At 64.7% G+C, this 16,657-nt stretch carries 16 protein-coding genes and 1 riboswitch; of the genes, 3 read left to right on the top strand and 13 right to left on the bottom strand.

The features are described 5' to 3' along the window. The 9 genes from B3H47_RS09805 to B3H47_RS09765 all read right to left on the bottom strand — a co-directional run bounded on the left by B3H47_RS09805 (position 1) and on the right by B3H47_RS09765 (position 8,800). Positions 1–498 carry a hypothetical protein gene (locus tag B3H47_RS09805; RefSeq protein ID WP_286986860.1) on the bottom strand — a complete coding sequence of 166 codons (498 nt, stop codon included), beginning with the start codon at positions 496–498 and terminating at the stop codon, positions 1–3. Then, positions 495–821, bottom strand: a complete 327-nt coding sequence (locus B3H47_RS09800) for a DUF190 domain-containing protein (RefSeq protein WP_286986859.1) — start codon at positions 819–821, stop codon at positions 495–497. Before B3H47_RS09800 ends, B3H47_RS09805 begins: the two co-directional genes overlap by 4 nt. Continuing rightward, on the bottom strand, positions 818–1,201 hold the full coding sequence (gene crcB, locus B3H47_RS09795; RefSeq protein WP_013123322.1) for a fluoride efflux transporter CrcB: 384 nt from the start codon (positions 1,199–1,201) through the stop codon (positions 818–820). The genes B3H47_RS09800 and crcB overlap by 4 nt, the downstream gene beginning before the upstream one ends. Before the next feature lie 73 nt (positions 1,202–1,274). Next, positions 1,275–3,278: a proton-conducting transporter membrane subunit gene (locus B3H47_RS09790; protein ID WP_286986858.1), complete on the bottom strand. Its 2,004-nt coding sequence runs from the start codon at positions 3,276–3,278 to the stop codon at positions 1,275–1,277. Beyond that, the gene (gene nuoB, locus B3H47_RS09785) at positions 3,265–4,086 is read right to left on the bottom strand and encodes an NADH-quinone oxidoreductase subunit NuoB (RefSeq protein WP_286986857.1); all 822 of its coding nucleotides are present in this window, start codon (positions 4,084–4,086) and stop codon (positions 3,265–3,267) included. Before nuoB ends, B3H47_RS09790 begins: the two co-directional genes overlap by 14 nt. Before the next feature lie 16 nt (positions 4,087–4,102). Beyond that, positions 4,103–5,701, bottom strand: coding sequence for an NADH-quinone oxidoreductase subunit C (locus B3H47_RS09780; protein ID WP_286986856.1), 1,599 nt, complete (start codon positions 5,699–5,701; stop codon positions 4,103–4,105). Position 5,702: 1 nt separating this feature from the next. After that, positions 5,703–7,160, bottom strand: a complete 1,458-nt coding sequence (locus B3H47_RS09775; RefSeq protein ID WP_286986855.1) for a proton-conducting transporter membrane subunit — start codon at positions 7,158–7,160, stop codon at positions 5,703–5,705. Positions 7,161–7,164: 4 nt separating this feature from the next. Then, the gene (locus B3H47_RS09770; protein WP_286986854.1) at positions 7,165–7,845 is read right to left on the bottom strand and encodes a hydrogenase; all 681 of its coding nucleotides are present in this window, start codon (positions 7,843–7,845) and stop codon (positions 7,165–7,167) included. A 10-nt stretch (positions 7,846–7,855) separates the two neighbouring features. Beyond that, a complete protein-coding gene (locus tag B3H47_RS09765; RefSeq protein ID WP_286986853.1) occupies positions 7,856–8,800 on the bottom strand; it encodes a respiratory chain complex I subunit 1 family protein in 945 nt (314 codons plus the stop codon). 41 nt (positions 8,801–8,841) lie between these two features. Continuing rightward, a riboswitch (Fluoride riboswitch) is annotated at positions 8,842–8,911 on the bottom strand. Between the two features lie 178 nt (positions 8,912–9,089). Here B3H47_RS09765 and fumC point away from each other — a divergent pair. Then, complete coding sequence (fumC, locus tag B3H47_RS09760; protein ID WP_156055126.1) at positions 9,090–10,523, top strand: class II fumarate hydratase; 1,434 nt, start codon at positions 9,090–9,092, stop codon at positions 10,521–10,523. A gap of 8 nt (positions 10,524–10,531) precedes the next feature. On the opposite strand, the gene B3H47_RS09755 is transcribed toward fumC, so the two are convergent. The 4 genes from B3H47_RS09755 to B3H47_RS09740 all read right to left on the bottom strand — a co-directional run bounded on the left by B3H47_RS09755 (position 10,532) and on the right by B3H47_RS09740 (position 14,438). Beyond that, a complete protein-coding gene (locus B3H47_RS09755; protein WP_276731602.1) occupies positions 10,532–11,329 on the bottom strand; it encodes a GNAT family N-acetyltransferase in 798 nt (265 codons plus the stop codon). 194 nt (positions 11,330–11,523) lie between these two features. Continuing rightward, positions 11,524–12,039: a SixA phosphatase family protein gene (locus tag B3H47_RS09750; protein WP_156055129.1), complete on the bottom strand. Its 516-nt coding sequence runs from the start codon at positions 12,037–12,039 to the stop codon at positions 11,524–11,526. 101 nt (positions 12,040–12,140) lie between these two features. Continuing rightward, positions 12,141–13,040 carry an AEC family transporter gene (locus B3H47_RS09745; protein ID WP_286986852.1) on the bottom strand — a complete coding sequence of 300 codons (900 nt, stop codon included), beginning with the start codon at positions 13,038–13,040 and terminating at the stop codon, positions 12,141–12,143. Between the two features lie 60 nt (positions 13,041–13,100). Beyond that, on the bottom strand, positions 13,101–14,438 hold the full coding sequence (locus B3H47_RS09740; protein WP_013106074.1) for a hemolysin family protein: 1,338 nt from the start codon (positions 14,436–14,438) through the stop codon (positions 13,101–13,103). A gap of 325 nt (positions 14,439–14,763) precedes the next feature. Here B3H47_RS09740 and B3H47_RS09735 point away from each other — a divergent pair, with 325 nt between their 5' ends. Both B3H47_RS09735 and B3H47_RS09730 read left to right on the top strand, forming a co-directional pair. Beyond that, on the top strand, positions 14,764–15,987 hold the full coding sequence (locus B3H47_RS09735) for a cystathionine beta-lyase (RefSeq protein ID WP_286986851.1): 1,224 nt from the start codon (positions 14,764–14,766) through the stop codon (positions 15,985–15,987). Between the two features lie 67 nt (positions 15,988–16,054). Then, positions 16,055–16,636 carry a glycine zipper 2TM domain-containing protein gene (locus B3H47_RS09730; RefSeq protein ID WP_286986850.1) on the top strand — a complete coding sequence of 194 codons (582 nt, stop codon included), beginning with the start codon at positions 16,055–16,057 and terminating at the stop codon, positions 16,634–16,636. The last annotated feature ends 21 nt before the right edge of the window (positions 16,637–16,657 follow it).

The raw sequence follows: 16,657 nt of genomic DNA, 5'->3' as shown, positions 1-16,657 counted from the left end.
TCAATCGGCCCTGTCTGTTTGGCGATGGGTTTGAAGCAGGGACTGGGCGCGGGTACGCACCGCGTGCGCCGGATGCTGCTCAGCCAGCCGCTGCAACGCGGCTTTGAGCAGCGGGTCGGCTGTGGGCATCTCGGCCAGGCTATGCAGGATTTCCAGCCCCTCGATCACATCGCCGTCATGCTCCAGTGCACAGTCGGCCAGCGCCCTGATGGTGCGCGGATCGGCCTGTTTGCCCAGCGCGATGATGGCGCCCATGCGCGTTTCGCTCAGGGGATGGTGCAAGGCGTGGATCAGACGGTCGGGGTAGTGCGTGTGCCGCGCGTAATCGTCGAGGTTGGTGCCGCAGTCGGGACAGACCTGGGCATCGAGCGGAATTTCGGCAAAGCACCAGGTGCAATACTGAAAGGCGCTGCGCTCGCCCATGAAAAACGCTCCAGGCCAGAACGCGATATGCGGGTCGACGACGTTGAATTTTCTCGGCTGAACTTGGCGCCTCATTGACAGCCGCACTGCGCCGACCAATAGACGATGTGGCCCGGCGACACCATTTCCTGAATGCGCGGCAATACCGACTCGACCACTTCCGGCTCATCGAAAAACTCCAGTACCAGCGGCAGATGGACGTTGAGCCGCAGCAGGTCGTCGGCATGCACTTCGCCCTTGCTGCCGAAGCCGGCCACGCCGCGAAACACCGTGACGCCGTGGACTTTATGCTGCTCGTGCAACAGCTTGAAGATCGAGCGCATCAGGTCGTGGTGATCGGTGTCCTTGTCGCCTTCTTTGATATAGACGCGAACCATGGTGACGGATTTGGCGCTCATGCTGAGACTCCCATATTGCGTGACAGAAAGGCGCCGAAAATGGCCGCTGCGATCGACAGCACGACCGAGGCGCCGATATACAACCCGGCCTTCACCATCTCGCCGTTTTCGATCAGATTGAGCGATTCCAGCGAGAAGGTCGAGAAGGTCGTGTAAGCCCCGAGACCGCCGGTGAGAATGCCGGTGCGCAACTCAGGGCTGACGTTGATGCGCTCCAGGGTTTCGAAAAACAAAAAGCCCATCAGAAACGAACCGAGCACGTTGATCGACAGCGTGGCAAAAGGGAACGAGCGTCCCAGCATGCCCTGAACGACGATGCTCTGGCCGTAGCGCGCAAACGCGCCGATGATGGCGAAGAGGGCGATATACACATAAGTCATAGATAGATCCAACAAGGCGAAGAAGAAAAGACGGCTGTGACATCAACACAGCCCAAGCGCGGGAAATACCGGCTCAGCCTGGACTCCACACCAGCACCAAGCCGAAAACCACCAGCAACAACACGCCGATATAGGCCAGATAGGCGTTCATCAGCCCGTTCTGCAGGAACCGCAATTTGCGCGCCAGCCATTGCACTGCCTGAACCGCAGGGTTGAACAACAGCGGGCCGAACAGCGGCGCCTGCGAATAGTCGAACTGCAATTCTTTCAGGAAATAGGCCTTGCCCTCGAACTGCCGCGCCACCGCGTTTTGCGGTCGGTAGATGAAGTTGTAGAACACCCGCAGTGCGTTGGAGAACGACAGCGCCGTGGTCGCCCCGGCGTGCGCGGCGTAGTCCTCGCCGCCGCACCACAGCGGCGCACGGCGCACGGCATAACGGCGCCGCCCCCATACCAGGGCCAGCGGAATGAGGGCGAGCAAGGGCACGACGATTACCAGCATGGCCGGGGAGATGAAGGCGAACCCGGCCGACAGCGGCACCAGCAGCCAGTCATGCGTCATCTGCTGCGGGGCTTGCGCGGCGGGCCAGGCCGAGGCGGCCATCTGCGGCAGCCAGAACACCAGGCTGACGGCGAACGCGGGCACGGCCAGGCCGGTGATGAGCACGGCTCCCCGTTGCAGCGAGGTGAGCGCGGTCTGGTGTTTGCGGTGCTGCGCGGCGTGTTCCTCGTTCTGCCCGAGCAGGCCGACGCCGAACAGCTTCACCATCGTCGCCAGCGCAATGGCCGCGGTCAGCGCCATGCCGGCACCAGCCAGCGCCAGGGCGATGCGCGAACCATCGGTCTTGAGGGTGAAGTCGTGGAACAGGCTTTGGAACAGATACCACTCGCTGACGAAACCCGCGGTGGGCGGCATGGCCGCCAGACTCATCGCGCCGAACACCGCGCCTAGACCGAGGGTGAGCGGCGCATGACGCAGGATGGCGCTTTGCCGCAAGTGATGGTCGCCCTGCAGCGCGGCGGCGGCATCGGCGCTGAGAAACAGCGTGCCCTTGGCCAGGCTGTGGCCCATGAGGTGCAGCATGCCCACCGTCCAGGCCAGGGCCGAGAGGGCGTCTTGTCCGCCGGCGCGGAAGATGAGAGCAGCCCCCAGCGCGGTGACGGCGACCCCGGCGTTTTCGGCGGAGGAGAAGGCGAGCAAGCGCCGCCAGTCGCTCTGCTGGAAGGCATAGAGAATCGCCAGAATGGCGGTGAACGTGCCTGCGGCCAGCACCACCACGCCGAACGCGGCCAGCCAGGGCGGATGGCCCATCCACTGCAGCAGCGCGCGGCCGAGGGCGAAGTAGGCCGCGTTCATCACCACCCCGGACATCAGCGCGCCGCTGGCGCCACTGCCGCTGCCGTAGGCGCCGGGGTACCACTCGTAAAACGGCAGCAGCCCGAGCTTGGCGCCGAAGCCCGCCAGCCACAGCAGGCCGAGGAAAAAGGCCGAAGCCACGCCCCACTGCGTCCATTGCAGCGCGTAGGTGCCGAAGGCCAGGCTTTGGCCCAGCATGAGCACGGCCAGCAGCAGCGCCACGCCGCCGACTTCGAGCAGCGCGAGCATGAACAGATTGTCGCGCCCGGCCTGCACGCTGCGATGGTCGGCCAGCAGCATGAGCGCGCCGCCGAAGCCCATCACTTCCCAGGCGATGAGAAAGCTCGCGCCGTCCTGCAAGCCATACACCCCGAGCGCCCCGAGCAGCGACAGCGCCGCACCAGCGGCCCAGCCACGGGCGTGCCCCGTGCCGCCAAGCAGGCTGGCGAAAAAGGCGGGCAGCAGCGCGGGCAGCATCAGCCAAAGTGCGGCGGCATCGGGCTGAAACACCACTGGCGAGTTGCCCAGCAGCAGCAAGGTCTGGCTGGCGCCGCCTTCGGGCAGGCCCCACAGCGCGCCGAGCGCCGCCAACGCGCAGCCCGCTGCCAGCAGCAGACGGGGCAGGGCGGTGCCGATGAGCAGATCGGCCAGCAGCGCCAGCAACCAGGCCAGCGCGGCCAGGCCGAAAGCGGTCAACGAGACGGAATCAGTCAGATTCATGAACGCCTCCGTGCACCCGCTGCGGACTGCGCCGCAGCAGCAAAAGCAGGGCTTCGATCAACGCCGCCGGATTGGGTGGGCAGCCGGGCAGCCACACGTCCACCGGCAGAATGCCGTCCAGCCCCTCGTGGCAGGCATAGCCGCCGCCATTGGTGCCGCCCCCGGTGGCGCAAGTGCCGGCGGCCATGACCCAGCGCGGCTGGGGCATGGCCTCATAGGTACGCAGCAGCGGCTCGCGCATGGCGGCAGTCACCGGGCCGGTGACCAGCAACAGGTCGGCAAACCGCGGCGAGGGTGTGAAAAAAACGCCCAGGCGATGCAGGTTGTAGAAGGGGTTGAGCAGGGCCTGCAGCTCGCTTTCGCAACCGTTGCACGAACCGGCGTCCACATGGCGGATGTGCAGACTTTTGCCGAAACCTTTCATCGCTTGCGCGAGTTCGGCTTCTTTCGCGGCGTCGGGGTTCGTGGGGGCGGCTTGGGCGGGGTTGAGCAGATCGGACTTGTCGCGCACGCCAAACGCCCAGTCATGGCTGACGCTGAACGCGCCTTCCGGGCAGACCTCGGTGCAGAGCTGGCAGCCGACGCAGCGGGCGTAGTCGAGCTGAATCGCGCCCGCTTCGCTGCGCGTAATGGCCGAGGCCGGGCAGGCCGCGACGCAATCGCTGCAGCCGCTTTGCTCGCTGGAGCAGCGCGTGGCATCGAAGCGCGGCAGGCCGAGCACGCCCTCCTGCCCGTCCGGGCCGGGGCGCTCGGGCCAGGGGGTGGTGGCGCGGCCTTTTTGAAGGCCAAACCAAGTCCATACAGGCATGGTGGCTCTCCTCTTTTTAGCGATCAGCGCCCGCGATGGACAGGCCGAAGCTGGCCTCGTTGATGGCGTAATCCATCATGTTGCTGTCCTCCACAGTGAACGGAAACACCCGCCAGTTCGAGAACGACGGCTCTTTGATTTTCACGCGCTGCAGCCGGGTGCGGTCTTCGCTGAGGTGCACGGCGTAAAGCAGACCGCCGCGCGTGGCCTCCACCCAACCCAGCCCTTCGCCCTGCGGATCGGCGTCTTCCATCACGTCGAAGCGCAGCACCGCGCCCGGCTTGGTGCGGCCGATGGTCTGGCGGATGATGGCCAGCGATTCGCGGATTTCTTCCATGCGCACCAGCGCGCGCGCGTGGGCGTCGCCGCCTTGCTGCACGGGCACCGAGAAGCGCACTTTCTCGTAGTTGGCGTAGGGATGATCGCGGCGCAGATCGCGGTCCAGGTTGCTGGCGCGCTCGATCGGGCCACAGGCGCCCTGGTCGAAGGCCACCTGGCGCTCCAAGCGGCCCGTGGTCATCAGCCGGTCGAGGTGGCTGCGGGTGTTTTCCAGGTGCTGCAGATAGCGGTCGATCTCGTCGTTGACGCTGTCGAGCGCCTTGTCCAGACCCGAGATGTCGAGGTCGCGGCGCAGGCCGCCGGGGGTGATGAGCCCGCGCAGAAAGCGGCTGCCGGTGAGTCTGCCGTTGATCTGCTTCACCCGCTCTTCAAGCAGATGCCCTTCAGCCTCGCCGACCTTGAGCGTGGTGGTCTTGGACAGATGGCCGAGATAGTGCAGATGGTTGTACAGACGCTCCAGCTCGGCCAGGACGACGCGCAGATAGCGGGCGCGCGGCGGAGCCCGCCAGCCCATTGCGCCCTCCACGGCCTGGGCATAGGCCAGCGCATGCGCCACCGAGTCGATGCCGCTCACGCGCTCGGCCAGCACTGCGCCCGACGCCAGAGTGGCGCCTTCAAAGCGACCTTCCATCGCCCGGTGCTTGTAGAACAGCCGCGGGTGATAGTGCAGGATGCCTTCGCCGATGTAGAAAAACAGAAACTGCGCCGACTCCACAATGTCGGCCCGCACCGGCCCGAAAGGCAGGCGCTGGATGTCCGGCCCCTGCACATGCGGCACGATGGGCGGCAGCGGCGAATAGTCTCTTGCCGGGGCCGCGGGGTCGAAGCCAGACGCCAGGGGCGCCGGATCGCGCGGCTCGCCCTCGTGCAAAACCAGCGGGTTCGGTTCGGGATGACCTTCGAAGCGCAGGCCGTACAAGTCCATCATCTCGCGCTCGTACCAACCCAGCAGCGGCAGCTTGTTGGCCAGCGACGGCAGGGTGCGGTCATCGGACCTGACGCGCCAGACCTTGTAGGGCTGGTTCGCGCCCTGGCTGAGCAAACCGCCGGGCCGCCCCAAGGTTTGCTCGCCCCCTTGGTGGGCAGGCGCCGCTTGCGGCGCCGTGGGGGCGCTACTGACGTAGATCACTTCCAGGCCGCCGTTGCCGCAGCCGCAGGCGTAGGCCATTTGCATGCGGCCGTGGGCGCTGGGCGTATCGCCCAGTTCGGTGAGCAGGCTGTCGGCCGCCGTCAGCAGTTCGGCGGGGCTCAGGCGGGTGGTGTCGCAAAAACGCATCTCACACCCCTCCCAGTTGCGTGGCGATGCCCGCCAGATGATTCCAGATCGGCGGCAGCCACCACAGGCCGAGCAGCAGGATGGCGGCCAGCGCCACCGCCATCGGCGCCACATGCACGAATTTCAATTTCAGATGCGGCTCATGGTCGGGGCGCGGGCCGAAGAACATGGCGCGGAAGTGGTTGAGAAAACCGATGAAAATGACGATGAGCAGCACCGCCATCAGCCAGACCGCCCAGGGATTGGCGCTCTGCATGCCGCCGCGCAGGATGGTGAGTTCCGAAAGAAACAGCCCGAACGGCGGCGCCCCGGTGATGGCCACCGCCCCGGCCAGCCAGATCGCGCCGCTGCGCGGAAAGAAGCGCAGCACGCGGCGAATCTTGGCGATGTCCTTGCTCTCGTAAGCGTGCATCATGTTGCCCGCGCCGAAAAACACCAGCGATTTGGTCAGCGAGTGGTTGAGCATGTGATAAAGCGCGCCGATCACCCCCAGCGGCCCGCCGAAGCCGAAGCCCAGCGCGATCACTCCCATGTGCTCCACACTCGAATACGCCGCCAGCCGTTTGACGATGGTCTGTCGGCTGATGAACAGCGCCGCCACCAGCAGGCTGAAGGCGCCCAGTACGACCAAGGCGGTGCGCGCCATCGTTTCAATGGACGTGCCTTGCAGAATGTGCAGATAGCGCACGATGCCCAGCATGGCGCAGTTGAGCAGCGCGCCCGAGAGCATGGCCGAGACCGGAGCCGGGCCTTCGCTGTGCGCATCCGGCAGCCAGGTGTGCATGGGCGCCAGGCCCACCTTGGTGCCGAAACCCACCAGCACCAACAGGAAGGAAAGCATCAGGAGCAAGGGCTCGGCCTTGGGGGCGATGGCGGCTAGGTTGGCCCAGCTCATGTCGTACACCGGGCCGAGGATGAAGGTGCCGGCCCAGTAAAACAGTACCGTGCCCAGCAGCGCCAAACCCAGCCCGGCGGAGACGATGACGATGTACTTCCACGCCGCCTCAATGCTTTCGGGCGCGCGTTGAAAGCCCACCAGAAAGGCGCTGACGATGGTTGTGAGGTCGATGGCGATCCAGTACAGGCCGGGATTGTTCTGCGCTGGGGCGAAGAACATGGTCAGCGCGAACGCGGCGAACAACGAATAGAAGCGGTGCAGCCGCGCCTGCTCGCCGTGCATCCAGCGCATATAGCCGATGGCGTACACGCTGGCCAGCAGATACACGATGGCCAGGCAGAACATCACCCACACGCCGAAGGTGTCGAGCAGCAGGTAACGGTTCAGCGCGGTGATGGGCTGACTCGGCGTGGCGATGAGCAACACGACGACCAGCACGAAGTCGATGATGGCCGCGGCGAGGTTGAGCGCTTCGGCCACCCGGCTATTGCGCGACACCCAACTCCCCGCCATCGCCAGCGCGGTGACGATCCAGATGGCATACAGGGCGTTCCAGATCATGGCCTCACCCCACCAGCCTTGTGAGTTCGCGGCTGCTCGTGGTGCCGATTTCCTTGTGCAGGAAGCGGATCAGCATGCCGAAGGTGGAGACGATGATCAGCAAGTCGAACAGAATCACCATTTCCAGTAGCAAGGGCATGCCCGGCACCAGAATCTGCGAGCCTAGAAAGATGCCGTTCTCGATCACCAGCAGCCCGAGGATGGAACTCACCGCCTCTGCCCGCAGCACCAGCATGAGAAAGCCGATGAGCTTGAGCGAGAACATGGCGGTGAGCGCCAGCACCGCGATGTTGTCCACCAGATTCATACGCACGCCCAGCTTGTGCGCAAGCGCATAGGAAAACAGCACCAGAAAGCCGCCCAGCACGATGCTCGACGCCGGTTGCAGCAGCGGGGTGAATTCGCGGTTCTGCCCCAGCCCGTTGACGATGCGCACCAGCAGATAAGGCAGCAACGTGCCGCGAAACAAAGCGGTGAGCGCGGCGATGAACACCAGCTCGGGGTAATGCCCGCTGATACCGATGGCCGCCGACAGCGCCGCGATCACCCACGACTCTGCGGCGAACGCCAGAATGTGGTTCTTGATCCAGTGCGAGCCCAGCATGACGAACGCCAGGATGAGCGCGACGATGGTCAGCAGGCTGAAGAGTGAAGCCTGCACGCCGCCGAGGTGGAAGATCAGCATGGTTGGCCCCTCACACCTGCCGCGCCACGATGGCGAGAATCGCCATCAGGAAAGACAGCGCCAGCGGCTCCTGATAGCGGTAGAAGCGCAGGCGCGACTGCGCGGTATCGACAAACACCATGATGAGCGCGACCGCCGCCCATTTGGCCAGCAGCGCAAGGGTGGCGCCCAGAATGCCCAGCGCCGTGCCTTTGATGGACAGCCCCCAGGGAATGGTGAGCACGTTGAGAAAAATGGTGTAGAGAATGGCCTGCTTCATCCACGACGCCCACTTCAGTAGCGCAAGCAGCGGGCCGGAGTATTCGAGGATGCGGGCCTCGCCGATCATGTAGATCTCGTAGTGGATGCTCGAATGGATGGGCAGGCGCTCGGTTTCCACCGTCAGCAAAATGAAAAAAGCCGCAACCAGGAACAAATGCGCCGGGCTCCAGAACACCGCCGCGCTGGCCACCAGCAGATGGTTGACCACGAAGGGCAGCATGGCCTGCGCCAGCAGGGTGATGCCGACGAACACCATGATCAGCGTGGGCTCGGCCAGAATGGAGAGCATGGCCTCGCGGCTCGACCCCAGTCCGCCGTAGGGATGGCCGCTGTCCAGCCCGGCGAGCATGATGGCGAAGCCACCCAAGGTGAGAATGAGACCGCCGCCGAGAATGTCGCCCATGTCGGAGAGCGGCAGCGGATAGTTGGTCAGCACCGGAATGAGAATGGGCACCGTGAGCATGGCCGAGAACGCCACGATGGGCGCGGCCCAGAAAATCCACGAAGCCGTCTGCGGCACCACGATCTCTTTGCGCAGCAGCTTGAACAGATCGCGGTAAGGCTGAAAGAGGCTGGGGCCGCGGCCGCGCTGCACCTTCTCTTCCATCGTGACGATGAAACCGTGCAGCAAAGGCGAGAGCAACACAATGGCCAGTAACTGGCACACTTGCTGCAAGATGACGTCACCGCGCATAGCTCCTCCCTGTCGTGAAACGCAAGCGATTGCATGGCTTGCGGCAGGTAGGAGTCATTAGCTTGGGGGCAGCCCCACGCGGTTTTGGCGAACTCCATCGCCTTAATGGTTGCTGTGCAGTCTAGGAGTTCAAACCGAAAAGGGTCAAGCTGACATCCGTTTCAAAACGCAAATCGGACGACCAAACTTTACCCCAGCGAGATGGCTGAATGATGCGGTCACAACCTCGCCACTGGCAATGCTGGGCCGCAGGCGCTACAAACTTAGAAATACACGCGGGAGACGACGCATGAACCGTAACGGCAACACTACCCAGCAGTTGATCGAACCCAGCGAGGGCAACCGGATCGAGACCGACTCGTTCGGTCCCATCGAAGTCTCCGAGGCGCATCTGTGGGGGGCGCAGACGCAGCGTTCGCTGCAGCATTTCGCCATTTCCACCGAGCAGATGCCGCGCGAGTTCATCCGCGCGTTGGCGCTGGTCAAGCGGGCCTGCGCTGGCGTGAATGCCGAGTTGGGCAAACTCGATCTGCGTACCGCGCAGGCCATCATCGAGGCGGCCGATGAGGTCATTGCCGAGCGCTATCCCGACGAGTTTCCGCTGGCGGTCTGGCAGACCGGCTCGGGCACGCAGACCAATATGAACATGAACGAGGTGCTGGCCAACCGCGCCTCGGTGCTGCTGGGCGGTGGCGTGGGTCTGGCGCGCAGCGTGCATCCCAACGATCAGGTCAATATGGGGCAGTCGTCGAATGACATTTTCCCCACGGCCATGCATGTGGCCGCCGCTGCGCAGACCGTGCAATATCTGCTGCCCGCACTCATCGCCTTGCGCACCACCCTGCAGACCAAGGCGGAATCTTTCGCCGACATCGTCAAAATCGGCCGCACCCATTTGCAGGACGCCACGCCGCTCACCCTCGGGCAGGAATTTTCGGGCTACGTCGCCCAACTCGATCTGGCAAGGCGCGCCGTCGACGCCGCGCTGGGGCCGGTCTATGCACTGGCCGTGGGTGGCACCGCGGTGGGCACCGGGCTCAACACCCATGCGTCTTTCGGCGTGCGCGTGGCCACCGAGTTGGCGCGGCAGACCGGGCTGCCGTTCACCAGCGCCGAGAACAAGTTCGCCGCGCTCGCCGGGCATGAGGCGCTGGTGTTCCTGCACGGTGCGCTCAAAACGCTCGCGACGGCACTGATGAAAATCGCCAATGATGTGCGTTGGCTGGCGTCTGGGCCGCGCAGCGGGTTGGGCGAGATTCGCATTCCCGAGAACGAGCCGGGCAGTTCCATCATGCCGGGAAAGGTTAACCCCACGCAGTGCGAGGCGCTCACCATGGTGTGCGCGCAGGTGTTCGGCAACGATGTGGCGATCAATATCGGCGGGGCTTCCGGCAATTTCGAGCTCAATGTATTCAAGCCGCTGATCGCGCACAACGTGCTGCAAAGCCTGCGGCTGCTGGCCGATGCGATGAACAGCTTCGATCATCATCTGGCGCGCGGCATCGAGGCCGACCGGGCGCGCATCACCGAGTTGATGCAGCGTTCGCTGATGCTTGTTACCGCGCTGGCGCCGCACATCGGCTACGACCAGGCGGCGGCCATTGCCAAGTCGGCCCACCACAGCGGCAGCACCCTGCGCGAAGCAGCGCTGGCCTCGGGGCTGGTGAGTGCGGAAGACTATGACCGCTGGGTGCGGCCGCAGGACATGGTGAGAACGAGTTGACGCGGCGCTTACTCGCCGAGGAAATGCCGCGCGTAGCGCCGGTTGACCTGGCTCAGACGCAGCAGTAAGGCGAAATCGGCCACGCCGAAGTCCGGATCCCAAGCGGGCGCGCCGCACACTTTGGCGCCGACACGCAGATAACCCTTGAGCAGCGGCGGCGGCTCCACCGCGAGGTCTTGCCGCAGGTGCTGCACCGGCAGGGCAAGTCGCGGGTGCACCCGGTCTTCGATCGCGGCCAGATGGCTTTTCTGCAGTTGCGCCCAGAGGCTGGCGGCGGTATGTCCGCCGCAACGCATCGACATGCTGGCGCAGCCGATCAGCGCATCGAGCCCGTGGCGTTGCATATAGTTGGCGATGCCGCCCCAAAGCGCCATGATGACGGCGCCGCTGCGATAGTCGCGGTGCACGCAGGAGCGACCGATTTCAAGCAGGCGGGGCTTGAGGTGATACAGGCGGGTGAGATCGAATTCGGTTTCGGTGTAGAGCGTACCCACGCGTTTGGCCTGATGCGGGGGCAGGGCGCGGTAGGTGCCGATCAGGCGTCCGTCGCCGTCGCGTACCAGCAGGTGGTCGCAGTAGGCGTCGAACAGATCGATGTCGAGGCCGGGCTCGGGCGTTTTGATCTGCGCGCCCATTTCTTCGACGAACACCTTGTAGCGCAGGCGCTGCGCCTCGCGCACTTCGTCGCCATGACGCGCCCAGGCGACGCTGAGACTCTGCGAGGCTTGTCCGGCTGCGGCGTTCAGGCCCGCCGCGTTGTGCTCAGTGCGCCTGTCCAGCGGACGCGCGTGTTCGTCGTCGAACATGGTCTTTCCTCCATATCGGATAGGAGCCCCCAGGGCAGGGCTAGGCCCAGCCCGCCCCCCGTGGGGGTCAAGAAAACTTGGGTCGGCCCTGCGCTTTCTTGAGTGAAAGATAAGAACGTGCCGTGACAGTTCAGTGAAGGTCTCGTGAATTTGGTGTGACAGTGCAAGCAAGCTGACGAGTTGTGAGCAGGGCCTCAATCGCCCAGCAAATCCGCGCTGACGCAGGCGCGCAGACTGCGCTGGATGCCGACTTCGCGGCTGCGTTCCACCGCCCAGAGCAGGCCGCTTTTGCGCAATGAGAACTGCTGGTCGCAGCCGGTGATCCAGTAAAGCCCGGCGCGGCCGAGGATGGGTTGATGGCCCACAAGCACCAGCGCACCGCCTTCGCGCGGAAATTCGGACACCACCGAGAGCAGTTCCTCCATCGACGATTCCGGGCGCAGGCGCGGGTCGATCACCGGATAGTCGTTGAGATGTTGCGCAGTCTGGCGCGCGCGCTGGGCGGGGCTGGAAATCACCGTCCAGGGTTTGGGTAACTGCGATTTGATCCAGCCGGCGACCTGGGCCGCGTCGCGTCGGCCTTGCTTGGTGAGGTTGCGGCGCAGATCGACCTCGTCGCCCTGCGCAGAGCCCGCGGCGTCTTCGGCCTCGGCGTGTCTCCAGAAAATAACGTGGAAATTCGGCATGTTAGACAGGGAAGTGAGTGTCATTTCAATCCTTGAAGGATACATGGCAAAAATGTCATCTCACTGTAAACCACACTGAAACACTCAGTATGCGTTACATCACAAGGCTGAAAATCGGAAATAAATCAATGCTGCATCACGGCGAGAAAGACCGGAATGGAGAAGGCGCCGAGTACGGTGGACAGGCTGACCAGGCCGGCCACGTAGGGGCCGTCACCGCCCATGCGGGCCGCCAGCACGTAGGCGCTCGACGCGGTGGGCATGGCGGCGAACAGCACCAGCACCAAGGCCTGCAGCGGCGGCAGTGCAAACGCCCAAGCCAGCGCCATCGCAGACAGGGGCAGCAGCAGGTGCCGGATGCTCAAAAACCACAGGCCCACCGGCAATTCCCGGTGCAGGCCGCGCCATTGCAGACCGGCGCCCACGGTCATCAGCCCTAGTGCGATGGAGGCATGGCCGAGCCGATCCAGCGCGGGCACGATGGGCTCGGGCAGCGACAGGCCGAGGCTGTGCACCGTCAGCCCGGCCACGGTGGCGATGAGCAGGGGGTTGCGCAACAGTTCGCGCCAGACATTGCTTTGCGCATGACGCGCCAGCGCCCACACCGCCGCGACATTGCACAGCGGCACCCCCACGGCGATGAGCACCGCGACCAAAGACACCGCGGGCGGGCCGCCCACCCGATCGGCGACGGCCAGGGCAATGTAGGAATTGAAGCGAAAGGCGGTCTGCACACCGCTGGCCACGCAACGCCGGTCGGCCTTGCGCGACCAGAAGGCCAGATACGACAGGCCGATGCCGATGAGCAGCATGGCCGCTCCCGCGATGACGAAGTCCCGCGTGTCGCCCAGACTGGCATGGCCGCGGCTGGTGGTGGAAAACAGCAGCGCTGGAAACAGCACGAAATACACCAGCCGTTCCACCCCGTCCCACACGTTGCGGTTGAGCGCGGTGAAGCGCACGAGCAGCAGCCCCAGCACGATCAGGATGAAGTCCGGCAGCAGGAGCAGGGCGTCGTGCAGCATGGGGTGAGATCAGAAGCAGCACGGGTGCGGTGTCCGCGGTGGCGGGAGCCGCACCTATATTCAAAGCCGCGAGTCGCGTCCTTCGCCGGGGTCGGAGAATTCGTCTGCGGCTTCGGTGGGGCGGCGCTGCACCAGCACCTTGTCGATGCGCTTGCCGTCCATATCGACGATCTCGAAAGTCCAGTCGCCCCACTGCACGATGTCGCCAGTGGCCGGCAGCCGTGCGAGCAGTAGCATGAGCATGCCCGATAGGGTGTTGTAGCGCTGCTTTTCCTCGTCGGGCAGACGGGCCAGGCCCAGGCGGGTCTTGAGGTCTTCCACGGTGATGAGGCCGTCCATCAGCCAAGAGCCGTCTTCGCGCTGTATCGCCCAGGGTTCTTCGGACGGATGCGACTTGAACTCGCCTGCAATGGCCTCCATCAAGTCCTGCACGGTCACGATGCCCATGGTCTGACCGTATTCGTCGATCACCACGGCGGTGTGCTCGGGACTCTGGCGGAAGGTCTGCAGCAGCTCCAGCCCGGTCAGGCTTTCGGGCACGAAGGTCGCGGGTACGGCGGCCTTGCTCAGATCGTCGATACCCTCGCGGCGGATGAAACGGCCCAGCAAATCCTTGGTCGAGACGATGCCGACCACTTCCTCCAGCCCGCGTTTGACCAGCGGAAAGCGCGAATGCGTCGACTGCGCGATTTTGTTCAGGTTTTCGCTCAGCGGCTGATCGACGTCGAGATATTCGATCTCGTTGCGCGGCGTCATCAGCGAGGCGATCTGCCGGTCGTCGAGGCGGAACACATTGCGCACCATCTCGTGCTCCTGCTCCTCGATCACCCCGGCGTCCGAGCCTTCTTCGAGCACCTCGTTGATCTCGGCCTCGGTCATCTGCGGCATGGTGTTGTGGCGCACGCGCAGCAAGGTCAGCAGCAGGTCGGTGGAAATGGACAGCAGCTTGACGAAGGGCGCCGCGCCGCGGGCGATCCAGGTCATGGGCCGCGCCATCACCATGGCGATGCGCTCGGGCGCGAGTTGCCCCAGCCGCTTGGGCACCAGCTCGCCAATGACGATGGAGGCGAAGGTGATGATGAGCACCACGATGGCCGTGGCCGACACCCCGGCAAACTTGGGCAGCAGACCCAGCGAGATCAGCCAGTTGGCCACCGGCTCGGAAAACGCCGCCTCGCCCAAAATACCGTTGAGCACACTGATGGAGGTGATGCCGATCTGCACCGTGGACAGCAGCCTCGTGGGTTGCTCGGACAGATGCAGCGCGGTGCGGGCGTTTTCATTGCCGGCCTCCGCCAGCGCGGTCAGGCGAGCACGGCGCGCCGTGACCAGCGCGATCTCCGACATGGCGAACAGACCATTGAGCAGAATCAGACCGAACAGAATCAGCACTTCCATGACGGGCGCTCCAGAGCGGACGAAACACGGAAAAAAGCAGTCGCCTGTGCTGCGGCCCAGCGAAGATGCAAAGAGGCACAGGGCAAGATCGGGCAGGCGGGGCGGCGGGTGCGCAAGGGCTGCGCAGAGCGCTGGGCGGTGGTTGCAAACCCGGCACAGAGCTTAGGGAACAAAGGGCCGGGTAACAAAGACGCAGGGTCAGGATCCAAGGAGTGGGTGTCGGAGCGGGCTGGCATTCGGCCTATGCTTCACGTTGGTTTGCGCCGCGGGCTTATCGCCTACGCAAACCCGCAAAACAAGATCCAAACATCGCGGAGCCCATTCCATGTCGAGTCAACAAGAGCCCCAATTAGACCAAAAACCCCAGTCGCCCTCCGAAATGCAACATTTGTCCACCCGTTTGCAACATCACCCGTATCAACCTCCAGCCGGTTTTGGTGCGGTGGAGCCCGGCGTGCACCATGCCTCCACCGTGATCTTCCCGGATGTGGCGACGATGCGCGCGCGCGACTGGCGCAGCAAGGCCGGTTATACCTACGGGCTGCACGGCACCCCCACCACGTTCATCCTGGAAGAGCGTCTGGCCGCGCTCGATGGCGGGCGCCACTGCGTACTCTGCCCCTCGGGTCTTTCGGCCATCGCCTTGGTCGATCTCGCTTTGTTGAAGCAAGGCGACACGGTGCTGTTGCCGGGCAATGTGTACGGCCCGAGCCGCGAACTGGCCGAGCGCTTTCTCGGGGCTTGGGGCATTCAGCACCAACTCTACGAAGCCACTTGCACCCCTGAAGAACTCGCCAAGCTGATCACGCCGCAAACCCGGCTTCTCTGGCTGGAAGCGCCGGGTTCGGTCACGATGGAAATGCCCGATCTGCGCGGACTCATTGCCGTGGCACGGCAGTACGGCATCCTCACCGCCATCGACGCCACCTGGGCTGCCGGCATCGCGCTGCAGCCCTTCGATCTCGGCGTGGACGTGGTGATGCAGGCCCTCACCAAATACCAGAGCGGCGGCGCCGACCTGCTCATGGGCAGCGTGACCACCCGCGACGATGCCCTGCACGAGCGCCTGCTGCTCACCCACATGCGGCTCGGCTTGGGCGTGGGCGCAGACGACGTCGCCCGGGTGCTGCGCGGCCTGCATACCCTGCCGCTGCGCTATGCCGCGCACGACGCCAGCGCGCGGCGCATCGCGTTGTGGATGCAAGACCAGCCCCAGGTGGCGCAGGTGCTCCACCCGGCGCTGCCCGGCAGCCCCGGCCACGCGCACTGGCAGCGCGACTGCACCGCCGCAGCCGGGTTGTTCAGCGTGGTGTTCGATGCGCGCTACACCGCCGCTCAGGTCGATGCCTTCGTCGACGCCTTGCAGCTCTTCAAGATCGGCTATTCCTGGGGCGGCCCGGTCAGCCTGGCCGTGCCCTACGACGTGCAACTGATGCGCCCGTCGACCCACTGGTCACACGCTGGCGGTCTGGTGCGACTGGCCATCGGCCTCGAAGACCCGCAAGACCTGATCGACGACTTGCGGCAAGCGATGCAACAAATGTTCTAAGCGTTGTCACCCAACAGCGCCCAAACTCCGTTGAGGCTGCATAACCTAACTTTACGGGGAACCCATCATGTTTCGGCCAAGTCTGTTGATGAGCGGCGCAGTGTTGTTGTCACTACTGGGCGGTTGCGCTGTCGTACCGCCGTCCTATTCCACGGCGTATGCGCCTGCGCAGCAGCCGAGCTATCAGCAACCTGTTTATCAGCAGCCGGGTTATGTGCCTTATGCCCAGCCGGGGTATGCCGGCGGGTACGCGGCGGCGCCGCCCGAGTATGTGCAGCAACCGGCCTATGTGCAGCAACCCGCCTACACGGCGCAGCCGGGCTACGCACCCGCACCGGTGGCGCAATCGGCCTTGCCGGGGGCGGCGCTGGGGGCAGTGGCGGGCGGGTTGATCGGTTCGCGCTTCGGTGCGGGCAACGGCCGCACGGCCATGGCGGCCACGGGCGCGGCGCTGGGCGCGGTGGTGGGGGCCAATGCGGCCAATCCCTATGCCACGCAGATCACGCCGGGTACGGTGATCGGCGGGGTGGTCGGCGGGCTGGTTGGATCACGCTTCGGCCACGGCAATGGCAAGACTGCAGCGGCAGCGCTGGGCGCGGCCGTGGGGGCGATGGCGGGATCGCAGTATCCGGCAATCAGCCTGCCGTGATGCTGCCGTAATGCGGCTTTG

This window comes from Thiomonas sp. UBA7699 (assembly GCF_002482605.1).
Lineage (GTDB): Bacteria > Pseudomonadota > Gammaproteobacteria > Burkholderiales > Burkholderiaceae_C > Thiomonas > Thiomonas arsenitoxydans.
This window is presented reverse-complemented; position numbering and strand designations above follow the sequence as displayed.

Excerpts from the sequence above, each read along its gene's own strand:
- B3H47_RS09805 (WP_286986860.1), bottom strand. The coding sequence starts at position 498 with ATGAGGCGCCAAGTTCAGCCGAGAAAATTCAACGTCGTCGACCCGCAT.
- B3H47_RS09800 (WP_286986859.1), bottom strand. The coding sequence starts at position 821 with ATGAGCGCCAAATCCGTCACCATGGTTCGCGTCTATATCAAAGAAGGC.
- crcB (WP_013123322.1), bottom strand. The coding sequence starts at position 1,201 with ATGACTTATGTGTATATCGCCCTCTTCGCCATCATCGGCGCGTTTGCG.
- B3H47_RS09790 (WP_286986858.1), bottom strand. The coding sequence starts at position 3,278 with ATGAATCTGACTGATTCCGTCTCGTTGACCGCTTTCGGCCTGGCCGCG.
- nuoB (WP_286986857.1), bottom strand. The coding sequence starts at position 4,086 with ATGCCTGTATGGACTTGGTTTGGCCTTCAAAAAGGCCGCGCCACCACC.
- B3H47_RS09780 (WP_286986856.1), bottom strand. The coding sequence starts at position 5,701 with ATGCGTTTTTGCGACACCACCCGCCTGAGCCCCGCCGAACTGCTGACG.
- B3H47_RS09775 (WP_286986855.1), bottom strand. The coding sequence starts at position 7,160 with ATGATCTGGAACGCCCTGTATGCCATCTGGATCGTCACCGCGCTGGCG.
- B3H47_RS09770 (WP_286986854.1), bottom strand. The coding sequence starts at position 7,845 with ATGCTGATCTTCCACCTCGGCGGCGTGCAGGCTTCACTCTTCAGCCTG.
- B3H47_RS09765 (WP_286986853.1), bottom strand. The coding sequence starts at position 8,800 with ATGCGCGGTGACGTCATCTTGCAGCAAGTGTGCCAGTTACTGGCCATT.
- fumC (WP_156055126.1), top strand. The coding sequence starts at position 9,090 with ATGAACCGTAACGGCAACACTACCCAGCAGTTGATCGAACCCAGCGAG.
- B3H47_RS09755 (WP_276731602.1), bottom strand. The coding sequence starts at position 11,329 with ATGTTCGACGACGAACACGCGCGTCCGCTGGACAGGCGCACTGAGCAC.
- B3H47_RS09750 (WP_156055129.1), bottom strand. The coding sequence starts at position 12,039 with ATGACACTCACTTCCCTGTCTAACATGCCGAATTTCCACGTTATTTTC.
- B3H47_RS09745 (WP_286986852.1), bottom strand. The coding sequence starts at position 13,040 with ATGCTGCACGACGCCCTGCTCCTGCTGCCGGACTTCATCCTGATCGTG.
- B3H47_RS09740 (WP_013106074.1), bottom strand. The coding sequence starts at position 14,438 with ATGGAAGTGCTGATTCTGTTCGGTCTGATTCTGCTCAATGGTCTGTTC.
- B3H47_RS09735 (WP_286986851.1), top strand. The coding sequence starts at position 14,764 with ATGTCGAGTCAACAAGAGCCCCAATTAGACCAAAAACCCCAGTCGCCC.
- B3H47_RS09730 (WP_286986850.1), top strand. The coding sequence starts at position 16,055 with ATGTTTCGGCCAAGTCTGTTGATGAGCGGCGCAGTGTTGTTGTCACTA.